Raw genomic sequence first — 14,030 nt, 5'->3', positions numbered from 1 at the left:
GGCAAGGGGGCAGCACCCGCGCATCCCCGCCGGGGCCTCAGGGCGCGCGGCAGGCCGAGGGATCGGCCAGCCAGTCCACCTCGCCCGCAGCGGGCACGCGGGTCAGGCCCGGAACTGCGATCTGGCGCTGGCTCCTTGTTTCCGGATTCCGGCGCAGATAGGCCCAGCTTTGCGAATTGTCGAAGCCGGGGATGGCGGCATTGGCGACCGCCGCCTCCTCTGCCGTGATTTCGTGGCGCACTGTGCGGCTGCTCATCACGGTGCGCAGTTCGCCGTTTTCCAGATCGGCCATGCGCCAGTAGGCAACGCCGCCAATTTCCACATTCATGGCGTCGGCGCTGTGCGTCCAGCCTTGGCGGGCAGTGATGGCGGGCAGGCGGATGGTGGTGACATAGCAGGGAAAGCGCAGCGGGTCGTTCGCATAGGGCAGGCTGCGATCCTGTTGCGGCGGGCGCTGGCGCCGGGGCGGCGGATTGAAACCGGCCATGGGGATGGCGAAGCTGGTGATGGAATAATCATCCGCCTCGTCCCATTCCAGATCGTCCAGCCCTTCAGCCTCGATCACCAATGCGGCGTATTCTTCGTTGAACGACCAATCCAGCCGTTCCAGCTCAGCCCAGGCCCCTTCGCCGCCAACCAGACGGCGCAAGACCTGATCGAGCATATCGGGCGGCAGCGCTTCCAGTCCGGCGCGCATCTGCACCGCCTCCACCCCGCGATAGATCTGGCGCATCCGCAACCGGCTGAGCTGGTCGATCCCGGCGGTGGCATCGTATTCGCGCAAGGTGATGGTGAGCGGCTCGGCAGGCGGGTGGTAAGGCAGCGTTTCGAGGCCCGAACCCTCTGCGCGCAGCGGCAGAAACTCGCGGATTCCATCGGGCGGAACCTCGGACAGGCGAAGATCGCCGTGGCGCGTGCCGTCCAGCCAGACATGACGCCCATCGACAAGGGCGCGCACCAGCACATGATCGAACTGGCCGGGGCTGGGCAGGAAATGCGCGACCATGTCGCTGGCGCCGACAGACTGGTTGACCAGCACCGCCTCCGCCGGAATGTCCATGGCGTGCAAAAGCGCCATCAGCATCACCGTCTTGGCCTTGCAATCGCCGTATCGCCGCGCCCACGTATCGGCCACGCTGGCGGGCGTGCAATTCCCGCCGTCCAGCCCGACAAAGACATAGCGCACCTGATCCTGCACCAGCCGCAGCGCGGCGCGCGCGCGGTCGGCTTCGCTGGCGTAATTGCGCAGGATGCGCGCCGCATCGTTCGCCAGTTCGGATCCTTCGGGCAGCACCGCCCGGTGGGCAAACAGCGGATAGATGCGGGCCGAGACATCCTGCCAGTCGGCAAAGGCGGAATATTCGATCATCCGCGCCGGGCTGAACCGCAGGGGCGCGTTGTCGGGCGGCGAATACTGGCCCGGCTGGTCGAGCCGCAGCACGATCCCCCCCGCGTTCTGCTGCACTTGCCCGGCAATATCGGGCGTCGCCAGCCAGCGCGGTGCATGGCCCTCTTCCCAACTCAGCGCCGAGCGGTAGCTGCCCGCGCTCGGCAAAGCTGGCATCGCCATCAGGCCAAAGGGCTGATCGCCAAAGGTTGGGTCCTTCACGTGTGATGTCAGCACGAATTGCAGCCGGTCCCCCACGCGCAGGCCCGGCACTTGCAGGCTGGCGGTGAGCAGCCCGTCCAGAAAGGCCTGCTCCAGCCCGCCTTCCCGCTGAAAAATGCGGAAACCTTCCTGCGCCAGCACATCGATCACCTCGCCATCGCGCACGATGTTCACGGCGTGGACGGTGGGGCCGCCGGCAGCCGGATTCCATACGATCTGCAGATTGCCAATTGCCAGCCCTTCGGCTGTCTGCACCAGATAGTCGGTCGCTTCGTACATATGCTGCCCATCGGCATCGAGGCGGATCTGCACATCGCGCGCCAGCACCGCGATTGCGCCCTGCCGACGGTCGGGGGCAACGGGTTCCAGCGTGGGCATCAACCACTCGGGGGCGGGGCCGTATGTGACTTCCTGTGCCGCCATGGCCGGCGCAGACACGCCTGCCAGAATCAGCGCAATCGCTGCAAGACGGATCAAATTCCCCCTGTCTCAGGCAGGAAAGCCTCCGCTACGCGCCGCATGAGGTCAAGCGGAAAGACGGCCTAACACACTAAAGCTGCGACGCTTTTGGGTAGGGTTTACTCGGCAGGCCGGGGCAACACGGTGATTTCCAGACGTGCCTCCGGATCGAGATAGGCCCTGGCCGCCGCCTGCACATCCTGCGCGGTCAGCGCCTGAAGGATCCCCTTGCCCGCCACAAACCGTTCCAGCCGGTCGGGTTGAGTCTGGGCGCGGTCGACCAGCCCCATCCAGCCGCCATTGGTTTTCAGCAGGTTGTCATAGGCTTCCAGTTGCGGCGCACGGGCGCGCAGCAGCGTATCCTCGCTGACCGGCGCATCGCGCAGTTCGGTGATCACGGCCAGCATCGCATCGCGCGTGGCGGCGATATCGGCCGGGGTCACTGCCGCGCTGATGGCGAAGGTGCCGTAGCCGGGATAGACGCGCGATTGCTGCGCCGATGTGCCGGGCGAATAGGTCTGGCCCAGCTCCTCGCGCAGACGGTCGAGCAGCAGCGAACGGGTGACATTCTGCAGCAGTTCAAGGCGCAAGGTCTCGCGCAGGTCCTCACCATCGGTAGTCGGCCATACCATATGGATCAGCGCCTGCCCCGCATCGCCGCGATGCGTCAGCGTGCGCGGGGATCGGTTGGCGGTAAAGCCCCGGTCGCGGTTATCGGCATAGGGGCGGAAATCGGCTTCGCGCGGGGGCAGCGCGCCCAGTGTGGAGGCAATCATGGCAATTGCCTGCTCCTCGTCAAAATCGCCCACCAGCGCCACTTCCATCGCGCCGTTTGCCAGCCGGTCACCAATCGCCTCGCGCAGCCGCGCAAAGCTCAATTGCAGATAGGCGTCCTGCGGTTGGAGCGAGAAACGCGGATCATTGTCCGACACGATGCCGCCGATGGCGTTGCCCAGCGCACTTTCGGGTGTGGCGTCGAGCCGGGCAAAGAAATTGGCGACCGAGCGGCGGTATTGCTCCTCCGCCTGCGGCCGCCACCCGGCATCGCTGATCGCCGCTGCAAACAGGCGCAATTGCATATCCAGATCGCGCGTGGTCGTGGTGGCGGTAAAGCGAAAGGTTTCCTCCGCCGGTTCCACATTCAGCCCCACCTGGCGGCCTGCCAGGATCGTCACCAGTTCATCCAGCGTATGCGCGCCCAGCCCGCCCGACAGAAGCGATCCGGTCATCGCGGTGGCTAGCGGATCGTCGCGGGTGTTGAGCATTTCGCCACCGTCGATGTTCACCTGCACGCTGACCCGGTCAGCCTGCAGATCGGTGCGCTTCAGGTTCAGTCTGACCCCGTTGGCAAAGGTGATGGTGCGCACGCCCAGCAGCGGTTCGACACTGTCGCTGACAACGGCGCCCGCCGGGCCGAAATCGCTGTAGGCAAATTCCGCCGCCGCGCCCAGATCACGCGCGGCCAGCGGAGCGGCCATCCCGGCATCCCATGCCGCGCGCAGTGCTTCCGCGCCGCCGGTGGGTGCGGTGCGACCGGAAAAGCGGATCAGCGGGTTGTCGAGCGGCACCAGATCGGCGCGCAGCGCGGCAAATACCGCATCCGGTGTGATCAGCGGCGCGTGCGCAGTGAAGCGTTCCAGCGCGCTTTGCGGCGTGGTGGGCACCTGCCCGTCTTCAAGCAGCGTCATCGCCCCGGTCAGGAAATCGCGGTTGTGGCGGGTGGCAGCGCCGGCTGCATTCGATTCGATTGCGGCGCGCATATTGGCGACCTGTTCGGCCACTTCGGCGGCGGAAAAGCCGTATTCGAGCGCCAGCCGGTATTCCTCCTGCGCGGCGGCGAGGCCGCGTTGCCATTGCCCTTCGGCGGCCTGCACCACCAGCAGCGTCGTGCGCGCGTCCTTGAACACATCGTCGGACGAAATGCCCGCCGCGCGGAAGGGCGGGTCTTCCAGCCGGGAGAGCCGCTGCAAGCGGCGGTTGATGATCGAATAGCCGATTTCGCGCAGCAGCCGCTCGCGCCGGGTCGCGACGGTATCGGGCCGTTCGATATAGGGGCCGTGCACAGCGATATCGATCTGTTCGGACAGCGAGGGGTCGATATAGATGGCGGTTGCGCCCCGGTGATCGAGGTCAATCGGCCCGGCAGAAGCGGGCGGTTCCACGGGTGCGGCCTGCCAGCTTTCGAAATGGCGGCGGATGGCGGCCTCGGCCGCGTCCGCGTCAAATTCGCCCACCACAATGATGGCGGTGTTGGAAGGGCGATACCAGCGTTCGTAATAATCGCGCAGGCGCTGGCTGGTGGCGGCGGCAATCGTTTCGGGCGTGCCGCCAACCCAGTTCTGCGCAAAGGCGGAACCGGGATAAAGGAACTTCAGCCGGTCAAGAAACGCGCGCTGCTGATAGGTATCGCGCACGCGGATTTCGGACTGGATCACGCCGATTTCGCGCGCCACGGCTTCGGGCGCGAGCGTCAGATTGCTCGCCGTCTCGCGCATCAGCATCAAGGCTGTGTCGAGCAGCCCGGCATCGTTGCGCGGCAGGTTGAGCTGGTAGATCGTGCGGTCGAAAGTGGTGGAGGCGTTGGTATCCGGCCCGAAGGCCAGCCCTTCGCGCTCCAGCAGGCGGATCATCTCGCCTTCGGGCACATTGGCGCTGCCGTTGAAGGCCATGTGTTCGAGGAAATGCGCATAGCCCGCCTGATCGGGTTCTTCCCCCAGCGATCCGGCATTGACCCACAGATAGACCATGCCCTGCGCCGCCGGGGTGGCGTTGGGGCGGATGATATAGCGCATCCCGTTGGGCAGCACGCCGATGCGGTAGGACGGATCGAGCGGAAGGTCGCTGCCCGCAATGCCGAAGGGATCGTCAGGCAATTCCGCCAGACGGTCACCTGGCATGGTGACATGATGCACCACGCGTTCCGGGTTCTGATATTCAGGTGCCTGGGCGGTGGCAGTGAAGGGAAGGGCAAGCGCGGCAAGGCCGACGCAAAAGGCGCGCAAGGTCATGCGCGCCTGATGCGGGAAACCGGCTTAACCTGCAATGACTTCTTGGGCCTACTTCTTGGGCTTCACCGGCTGGCGCAGGCGGGTGCGGTGCGCGCTCATATCCAGCACTTCGCCGGGGCTGCCATCGTCCTGCAACAGGCCAAGCCGGCGGGCGACTTCCTGATAGGCCTCTTCCTCGCCGCCCATGTCGCGGCGGAAGCGGTCCTTGTCGAGCTTTTCGCCGGTGACGAAATCCCACAGGCGGCAATTGTCCGGGCTGATTTCGTCCGCCAGAATCACGCGGCTGTAATCGCCATCGTAAATCCGGCCGAATTCCAGCTTGAAATCGACCAGCCGGATATCGATCGCGCTGAACATCCCGCACATGAAATCGTTGATGCGGATCGCCATGGCGGCAATATCCTGCATCTCTTCATGGCTGGCCCAGTTGAAGCAGGCGATGTGCTCTTCGGCCACCATGGGATCGCCCAGCTCGTCGGATTTGAGGTAATATTCGATCAGGGTGTGGGGCAGCGGCTCGCCTTCAGGCAGGCCCACGCGCTTGGCCAGCGAACCGGCGACCACATTGCGCACCACCACTTCAAGCGGGATGATTTCCACCTGCCGCACCAATTGTTCGCGCATATTCAGGCGGCGGATGAAGTGGGTGGGGATGCCAATGGTGGACAGCCGCGTGAACACATGTTCGCTGATGCGGTTGTTGATCACGCCCTTGCCGTTGATCGTGCCCTTTTTCTGGGCGTTGAAGGCGGTGGCATCATCCTTGAAATACTGGATCAGCGTGCCGGGTTCGGGGCCTTCATACAGGATCTTGGCCTTGCCTTCGTAGATCTGGCGGCGGCGGGACATGGGCAGTCAACCTTCGCATCGGGGCGCTGCGGCCAGCGCCGGAAAAGAGAGCGCCCCGGCTTGGCAAAGCAGAAGGGCTTCGCAAATGCCGGGGCGCGGGTTCGCTGCCGCCTATACACCCTGGCTGTGCGGCTGGCAATTGCAGGAGGCGCAAAGCAGGGCTAAAGGCGCGCCCGGATCAAAAAACAACGGGGTCAGCATGACAAACCGCACCGCATTGCGCGCAGCCAGCCGGGCTGCCGTCTCCTTTCTTGCTTTGGCAGGGGCAATTCCCGCGATGGCGCAGACGGGCGAGGCGAACGGCGATACCATCATTGTCACGGGCACTCTGATCGGGGGCAGCGCAGAGGATGCCGCAGCTCCGGTAAGTGTGATTACGGCCGATGACCTGCTGCGCGCCGGGTCGCCCAGCCCGGTTGATCTGGCGCGTCGCCTGCCCGTTTCCGCCGGGGTGATCGGCGATTCCAGCCAGTTCGATACCCGCAGCCAGTTTGCGCAAGGCGTATCCAGCATCAATCTGCGCGGGCTGGGGCCGCAGCGCACGCTGGTGCTGCTGAACGGCAAGCGTCTGGCGGCGACCGGGGGCGGCAATGTGCCGCTTGTGGATATGAACCTGATTCCGCTGCACGCAGTGGGACGTATCGAGATCCTCAAGGATGGCGCGGCGGCCACGCACGGGTCGGACGCGATGGGCGGGGTGGTGAACCTCCTCACCCGGACCGATCAGGATGGCCTGCTGGTGAGCGGGGATTACCGCTATGTCGACGGATCAAGCGGCGACTGGACGGGCGCGGCCAGTTTCGGGCGCGAATTCGGTGATGTGCGGGTGTTTGCCGCGGGCGGATATCAGCGGCGCGGCGAACTGCGCGTGACCGACCGCGCCTTTGCCTGGCGTCCGTTCGAGGAGAACCCGCAAGGCGGCTTTACCGGCGGCGGCAATCCCGGCAATTTCGATTTCAACGGCGCGGTTGGCGGGCTGGTGTTCGAAGCCGATGAAGGCTGCACCGGGCTTGGCGGTTTCCGTTCGCTGCCCGGCTCCAGCGCCGATCTGTGCCAGGCCTCTTATCTGGGCTTCACCAATCTGGTCGAACCGGAGGAGCGGTATCAGCTTTTCGCGGATGTCGGGGTGGATCTGGCGCCCGGCATGGATCTGCGGCTGACCGGGCTTTATGGCCGCACGCAGACGTGGCTGCATACATCGCCCAGCTTCCTGCCGACCATCGCGCCATCAGCCAATGCAGCCTTTGGCGGGAACGGGCTGTTCACCATTCCGGCCTACGCCCCTGCGCTGGCCGATTACTGCGCGCGGTTTGGCGATAGCGCGGGCTGTGCGCTGGATCAGGCGGGCAATCCCACGCAGCCGGCGCTGGCCTTCCCGATCCGGTTTCGGCCGATGCTGGCTGGCGGCAATCCGCTGTTCGCCAGTGCCAAGAATGATCGCGCGGCAACGCGGCTGGATTACAACAACGACAGCTATCAATTGGCTGCCGCCTTCCGCGCCGATCTGGGTGACAGCTTCTACTTTCACGCCGCAGGCACCTGGTCGCGCTACAACGCTTTCTATCAGGTGGGCGACAGCTATGTGGATTTGTTGCAGAACGCACTGGCCGGGTTTGGCGGGGAAAGCTGCGCCTACGCCAGCCCGCAAAGCCGTGCAGGGCTGAGCGCGGAGCAATTGGCCGCGCTGGCGGGCACGGCGGGCTGCACCTGGTTCAATCCCTTCTCCACCGGCATTGCCGCCAATGCGGTAACTGGTGTGGCTAATCCCAATTTCGCCGCGAATGGCAATCCGCTGGGCCTCAGCCTTGAGCCGGGTGCGGGGCTGGTGAACGATACGGCGACCATCGGCCATTTCTACAATGTGTGGGATCGGGTGGCCGACACGCGGCAGATGGTGTTCGATGCGGTGGTGGGTGGCAATCCGGGTGTGACCCTGCCCGGCGGCGAGGTGCAAACGGCGCTGGGCCTGCAATTGCGCCGCGACCGTTTTGCGCGCCGGTTCGAAGGCGGCACGAATCTCGACCTGTTTCCCTGCCCCGGATCGGTGCTGAATCCGGCGGCTACCTGCAACCCCGAAACGGGCGCGCTGGGCTTTATCGGTGCGGGCCGCGATCTGGCCGTTTCCCGCAATGTGGTGGCGGTGTTTGGCGAAGTGCAGATGCCGCTGGCAGACACCTTCAGCGCGCAGATTTCCGCGCGTTACGAGGATTACGAAGGCGGCGGCTCCACCTTCGACCCGCAAGTGCGCCTGCGCTTCCAGCCTGCCGAATGGCTGGTGCTGCGCGGCGGGGTGGGCAGCACCTTCCGCGCGCCTCCGCCCAACCAGACGCTGGCCGACAGCGTGATCCTGACCTTTATCGGCGGCGGCTTCCGCGCGGTCGATATCCTTGCCAATCCGAATCTCCGTCCGGAAAAGGCCACTACGTGGAACGCGGGCGCGGTGGTCGAAAGCGGCGGTTTCCGCGCCAGCGTGGATTACTGGCGCTATGATATTTCGGGCGCGATCGAGAACGAACCGATTGGCGGCATGGTCGCCGCGCTGTTCGGTTCAAGCGGCACGGCCAATTGCGGCAATCCCGCCTTTGCCGCGCTTCAGGCGCGCTTCACCTTTGCCGGCGGCGTGTGCGGGGCGGCCAATGTGCAGCGGCTGGCGACCTATGCCTTCAATTCCACTTCCGTCAGCACCAGCGGGCTGGACGGGGAGATCAGCCACGCATGGGGGCTGGGCAGGGGCGATCTCGAACTGGGCGCATCGGGCAGCTATATCATCGCCTACAAGGTGGGCGATGTTGCGGTGGCCGGGGTGCCGGTGCAGCCCGCGTTCAACGCGGTGGGCCTGCTCAATTTCCAGACCACCGCCTATCCGCTGCCGCGCGCCAAGGGGCAGGCCTGGCTGCAATGGCGTGGGCACGACCATTCGCTGCGCGCGCAGGTCAACCACATCGCCGGCTACGAGGATCAGCGCGGCGCGGCGATCTTTGGCCCGAACACTGCTGCGCTGGCGGGTGCCTCCGTCACGGCGGGCAAGCGGCTCAATGCCTTCACCACGCTGGATCTGGTGTGGGTATGGGACATGGACGAGGCCACGCGCCTGTCTTTGGTGCTGGATAATGTGCTGGATGCCGATCCGCCGCTGGCCCGGCTGGACCAGAATTACGATCCCTTCACCGTCAGCCCGCTGGGCGCCACGGCCAAGCTGGGGATTTCACGCAGCTTCTGAAGGAATTGGCTGGAACCAGGCGTTGTTCGGAACCTGTTCAGGCCATTTGCGTAATTAGGCCTGTGCTGGCATGGTGGTGCCAGATTTCGGCGGAGTATGCATGAGCCTTTCCCTTGTTCCCGCCTTGCTGGCAACTGCCGCACCGCTTTCCCTAGCCGATACACCCGTTTCCCATGCCACCCTGCCGGTTTCGGTGGCTGCTTCGGCAGAGGGCGCCGCGGCTCTGGCAGAGGCGCAGCAGGAGGGCGCGCCAGCCCCGGCCGAGGGGATCGGGGCGGGCGTGGAGCAGCCGGCCGCGACGGTAACCGACCTCGACGCGGCCGAACCGCAAGACGTCATCATCGTGGAAGGCAATCTGGCCGCACCGCCGGGCGACCCGCTCGAAAGCGTCAATATCCAGGTCTACGAAGTTACCCAAAGCATCGATCGCAATTTCGTGGCCCCCGTGGCCGAGGTGTACCGCGACGATCTGCCCAAACCGCTGCGCAACGGCCTGCGCAACCTGTTGCGCAATCTTCTGGAACCGGTCAATTTCGTCAATTTCCTGCTCCAGCTGAAACCGGGCAAGGCGGTCGAGACGCTGGCGCGGTTCACCATCAATTCCACCGTGGGCATTGGCGGGCTGTTCGACATTGCCGCCGGGCCGGAATTCCAGCTGCCCTATCGCCGCAACGGGCTGGCCAATACGCTGGGCTATTACGGGGTGGGGCCGGGGCCGTTCCTTGTCCTGCCGCTGATCGGGGCAACCACGCTGCGCGATATCATCGGCAGCACGCTGGACCAGGCGGTGGTGCCGCTGGCCGTGGGCGCGCCGTTCAACACGCCCTATTACGCGGTGCCGGCCTATACGGTGAATTCGCTGCAATTCCGCATCGAATTTGACGAGCGGCTGGGCCAGATCCGCGACAGCGTGGACCCCTACAGCGCCATGCGCGAAAGCTATCTCTGCCTGCGCGAAGCCGACATTGCCGCGCTGCGCAACCGCCCTGCGCCGCGCGATTGCAGCATCGATGCGCTGATGGCCGATCCGGTGCCTGTGGCGCCTGCCGCTGCTGCTGTTTCTCCCGCCGATACTGCACCTGCCATCGTGGAAGCGCCTGCGCCATCTGCCGATCAGGCCGAATTGGCGATGGAAGCAAAGGCGGTTGCAGAATAGCCGGCCGGATGCCGAAGCCTGCTATTCTTCAGATGAGAATTTGCCCCTAATTAACAGGCATTAGCCACGTAAGTTCACAATATTTCGGCGTTGATCCGGCAATAGGTTCCCCTTCGCAGGAGACCTTTGCCATGAAATTCCGATCCGCCTTCGCATTTTCCACCAGCGCCCTGTTCGCCTTTGCCGTTCACGCCAACGCGCAAGATGCCGATGGCATACAGGCGGCCCCCGTCACTTTGCAGGCTGTTGAAGCGCCGCCCGCCCCCGCCGCTCGGCTGCCCGCCAACACCGAAATCCTTTTGCGCATGAATCAGGAAGTGACCACGCGCGGCGACAGTTGGAGTGAGGGCGACAGCTTCGCCATGTCGGTGGTACATCCGGTGATGTTGGGCGGATATGTGGTGATCCCTGCCGGGACCCGCGCGGTGGGCCGCATCACCTACCTCACCAATCGGGGCGCCTTCGGCAAATCGGGCAAGATGGATATCGAGCTGCAATATCTGGAACTCGGCGGCCAGCGGGTCAATCTGGACGGCACCTATCGGCAGGAAGGCGAGGGCAACACGCTGGCCACTGTCGGTGGCGTTGTGGTGGCAGGTGTCTTCGCCGGGTTCATCACGGGCAAGAGCGCGGTTATCCCGCAAGGCCGCGAATTGATGGCGACGCTGGAACAGGATGTGCCCGTGTCGCTGCCGCCGGGCGTCGTGCTTTCGTCCAGCACCACACCGGTGATGCTGCGCCGCTGATGCAGGGCGGACAGGGGACGCTTGCGGCGAGCAGCGTCCCCTTGCAGCCATGCGTCGTGGGCGGCTTTATCCCGCCAGCTTGGCCGCGGTTTCCGCCACGCGGCGGCCCAGATAGCGCGCCCCGTCCAGATCGGTCTGGCTGGGCTGGCGCGTGCCGTCATTGTCGGCAATCGTGGTGGCGCCATAGGGCGCACCACCCTTTACTTCGTCCACGCCGTTCTGCGCGGTAAAGCCGTAATCCAGCCCCACGATCGTGCAGCCAAAGTGGAGCAGGTTGGTGATCATCGAAAACAGCGTGGTTTCCTGCCCGCCATGCTGCGCGGCGGTGGAGGTGAACACGCCCGCCACCTTGCCGATCATAGCGCCGCGGAACCACAGGCCGCCGCAGGTATCCCAGAACGCGGCCATCTGGCTGGCCATCCGGCCAAAGCGGGTGGGGCAGCCCAGCACGATGCCGTCAAACTCGGCCAGCGCGTCGGGCCCTTCGATCTGACCGTGGTCGCCGCGCACCTGAAAACCGGCTGCTGCGGCGACATCGGCAGGCGCGGTTTCGGGGACATAGCGGATCACCGCCTCGTGCCCCGCGGCGGTGATTCCCTCCGCTACGGCATCGGCCATGGTGGCGATGTGGCCATAGGAGGAGTAGTAGAGCACGAGAATGCGGGCCATGGTCCTGTTTCCCTTGAACAATAGATCGAAAATAAAGCTGTTGATGCGGCTTGCGGGCAAGCACGGCAGCGTTACAACCTGCGTCCTAGAGGACAACAGGGAGGATCGGGAAGCGCGTCTTTTGGCGGTGCCGCCTGGCGGCCCGGCAGCAGACGCTTCCCATTCGGCATGACAAACGAAACTGAGAACACGAAGGTTCCCGAAGACGGGGCCGAATCGACCGGCGAAACCGCCGAAAGCAATCTCTACTGGCGGGCCAATCTGCGCCTGCTGGCGATCCTGATGACGATCTGGTTCGTGGTCAGCTTTGGTGCAGGCATCCTGTTTCGCGAATGGCTCGACCAGTTCATGATCGGCGGATATCCGCTGGGCTTCTGGTTCGCGCAGCAGGGTGCGATCTATGTCTTTATCGCCCTCATCTTCTATTACGCGCACGCCATGAAGCGGCTTGAGCGCAAATATCACCTCGAAGACTGAAGAGAGGCACAGGCGCGATGGACACGCAGACGCTGATCTACATCTTCGTCATCGGCAGTTTTGCCATGTATATTGGCATTGCGCTGTGGGCGCGGGCCGGTTCCACCACCGATTTCTATGTTGCCGGCGGCGGGGTGAACCCGGTGGTCAACGGCATGGCGACCGCCGCCGACTGGATGAGCGCGGCCAGTTTCATCTCGATGGCCGGGATCATCGCCTTTTCGGGCTATGACGGCAGCGTCTATCTGATGGGCTGGACGGGCGGTTATGTCATGCTGGCGCTGCTGCTGGCACCTTACCTGCGCAAGTTTGGCGAGTTTACCGTGCCCGATTTCATCGGCGCGCGCTATTACAGCAAGGCTGCGCGCGTGGTGGCGGTGATCTGCCTGATCTTCATCAGCTTCACCTATATCGCCGGGCAGATGCGCGGCGTGGGCATCGTGTTCTCGCGCTTCCTGGATGTGGGGGTGACCACCGGCGTCATCATCGGCATGGGCATCGTGTTCGTCTATGCCGTGCTGGGGGGGATGAAGGGCATCACCTATACGCAGGTGGCGCAGTTCTGCGTGCTGATCTTTGCCTATCTGGTGCCCGCCTTCTTCATCAGCTTCCTGATTACCGGCAACCCTCTGCCGCAAGTGGGGCTGGGGTCGCAGGTGAATGACGGGTCGGGCCTCTATGTGCTGCAAAAGCTGGATATGGCGCTGCAGGATATGGGCTTTGCCGCCTATACCGCTGGCTCGAAAAGCAGCATTGACGTGTTCTGCATTACCGCCGCGCTGATGATCGGCACGGCGGGCCTGCCGCACGTGATCGTGCGCTTCTTCACCGTGCCCAAGGCAAGCGACGCGCGCCGCAGCGCCGGGTGGGCGCTGGTGTTCATCGCGCTGCTCTATACCACCGCGCCTGCCGTGGGTGCCTTTGCCCGTCTCAATTTCATCGAGACGGTGGAGGGCAGGTCCTACGCCGATGCGCCGCAATGGCTGAAAAACTGGGAAGCGAATGACCTGATCGCCTGGGCCGACAAGAACGGCGACGGGGTGATGCAATACCGCAGCGGCCACGCCTTTGATGGCGGCGCGCCGGTCTTTACGGGCGAAGCCGGCGCATCGGGCGAACGGCTGGTGAGCAATCCCGCCGCGGCAGGGGAGAACGAGGTCTATGTCGACCGCGACATCATGGTGCTGGCCAATCCGGAAATCGCGCAATTGCCCGGCTGGGTGATCGCGCTGGTGGCAGCGGGCGGGCTGGCCGCAGCGCTCTCCACTGCGGCGGGGCTGCTGCTGGTGATATCCTCCTCGGTCAGCCACGATCTGCTCAAGCGCACCTTCCGGCCCGACATATCGGAGAAGGGGGAACTGCTGGCAGCGCGACTTGCGGCCAGTGCGGCGATTCTGGTGGCGGGATATCTGGGCGTCTATCCGCCCGGCTGGGTGGCGCAGGTGGTGGCCTTCGCCTTTGGCCTTGCAGCGGCCAGCCTGTTCCCGGCGATATTCCTGGGCATCTTCACCAAATGGATGAACCGCGAAGGCGCGATTGCGGGGATGGTGACGGGCCTGTCCTTCACCTTCCTCTACATCGCCTTTTTCAAGCTGTGGTTTCCGGAACTGGATACCCCTGAAAACTGGCTGCTGGGTATTTCCAGCGAGGGGATCGGCGTTGTCGGCATGGTGCTCAACTTTGCCGTGGCGATGCTGGTGGCCCGAATGACCGCGCCGACGCCGCCGGATGTGCGCCGCCTGGTCGCCACGATCCGCGTGCCCAAGGGGGCGGAAACCCCGCATATGCATTGATGGCCGGTGCGGGGAGCGGGGCGGCGCGCTGCACTCCCTTCGCA

Annotated in this window: 9 protein-coding genes; 5 read left to right on the top strand and 4 right to left on the bottom strand. The window is 64.7% G+C overall.

The window, feature by feature from the left end; genetic code table 11:
• Nucleotides 1-37: 37 nt before the first annotated feature.
• The 3 genes from WFP44_RS09025 to purC all read right to left on the bottom strand — a co-directional run bounded on the left by WFP44_RS09025 (nt 38) and on the right by purC (nt 5,925).
• A complete protein-coding gene (locus WFP44_RS09025; RefSeq protein ID WP_336926201.1) occupies nt 38-2,086 on the bottom strand; it encodes a DUF3857 domain-containing transglutaminase family protein in 2,049 nt (682 codons plus the stop codon).
• A gap of 101 nt (nt 2,087-2,187) precedes the next feature.
• Nucleotides 2,188-5,076: a M16 family metallopeptidase gene (locus WFP44_RS09020; RefSeq protein ID WP_336926199.1), complete on the bottom strand. Its 2,889-nt coding sequence runs from the start codon at nt 5,074-5,076 to the stop codon at nt 2,188-2,190.
• Between the two features lie 48 nt (nt 5,077-5,124).
• On the bottom strand, nt 5,125-5,925 hold the full coding sequence (purC, locus tag WFP44_RS09015) for a phosphoribosylaminoimidazolesuccinocarboxamide synthase (RefSeq protein WP_336926198.1): 801 nt from the start codon (nt 5,923-5,925) through the stop codon (nt 5,125-5,127).
• A 199-nt stretch (nt 5,926-6,124) separates the two neighbouring features.
• Between purC and WFP44_RS09010 the strand changes: the two genes are divergently transcribed.
• From WFP44_RS09010 to WFP44_RS09000, 3 genes are all read left to right on the top strand, one after another.
• Complete coding sequence (locus WFP44_RS09010) at nt 6,125-9,145, top strand: TonB-dependent receptor domain-containing protein (RefSeq protein WP_336926197.1); 3,021 nt, start codon at nt 6,125-6,127, stop codon at nt 9,143-9,145.
• Between the two features lie 100 nt (nt 9,146-9,245).
• A complete protein-coding gene (locus tag WFP44_RS09005) occupies nt 9,246-10,301 on the top strand; it encodes an MlaA family lipoprotein (protein ID WP_336926196.1) in 1,056 nt (351 codons plus the stop codon).
• A gap of 131 nt (nt 10,302-10,432) precedes the next feature.
• Nucleotides 10,433-11,047: a hypothetical protein gene (locus tag WFP44_RS09000; protein WP_336926194.1), complete on the top strand. Its 615-nt coding sequence runs from the start codon at nt 10,433-10,435 to the stop codon at nt 11,045-11,047.
• 66 nt (nt 11,048-11,113) lie between these two features.
• Here the strand turns inward: WFP44_RS09000 and wrbA are convergent, their stop codons facing one another.
• Nucleotides 11,114-11,716 carry an NAD(P)H:quinone oxidoreductase gene (gene wrbA, locus WFP44_RS08995; protein WP_336926193.1) on the bottom strand — a complete coding sequence of 201 codons (603 nt, stop codon included), beginning with the start codon at nt 11,714-11,716 and terminating at the stop codon, nt 11,114-11,116.
• Nucleotides 11,717-11,884: 168 nt separating this feature from the next.
• On the opposite strand from wrbA, the gene WFP44_RS08990 reads away from it, so the two are divergent.
• Both WFP44_RS08990 and WFP44_RS08985 read left to right on the top strand, forming a co-directional pair.
• Nucleotides 11,885-12,193: a DUF4212 domain-containing protein gene (locus WFP44_RS08990; protein WP_336926192.1), complete on the top strand. Its 309-nt coding sequence runs from the start codon at nt 11,885-11,887 to the stop codon at nt 12,191-12,193.
• 17 nt (nt 12,194-12,210) lie between these two features.
• Nucleotides 12,211-13,986 carry a sodium:solute symporter family protein gene (locus WFP44_RS08985; protein WP_336926191.1) on the top strand — a complete coding sequence of 592 codons (1,776 nt, stop codon included), beginning with the start codon at nt 12,211-12,213 and terminating at the stop codon, nt 13,984-13,986.
• Nucleotides 13,987-14,030: the final 44 nt, after the last annotated feature.

It is taken from the genome of Alteraurantiacibacter palmitatis, assembly GCF_037154115.1.
GTDB lineage: Bacteria > Pseudomonadota > Alphaproteobacteria > Sphingomonadales > Sphingomonadaceae > Alteraurantiacibacter > Alteraurantiacibacter palmitatis.
The sequence above is the reverse complement of the archived record's forward strand: the minus strand, read 5'-3'. Positions and strand labels throughout refer to the sequence as shown.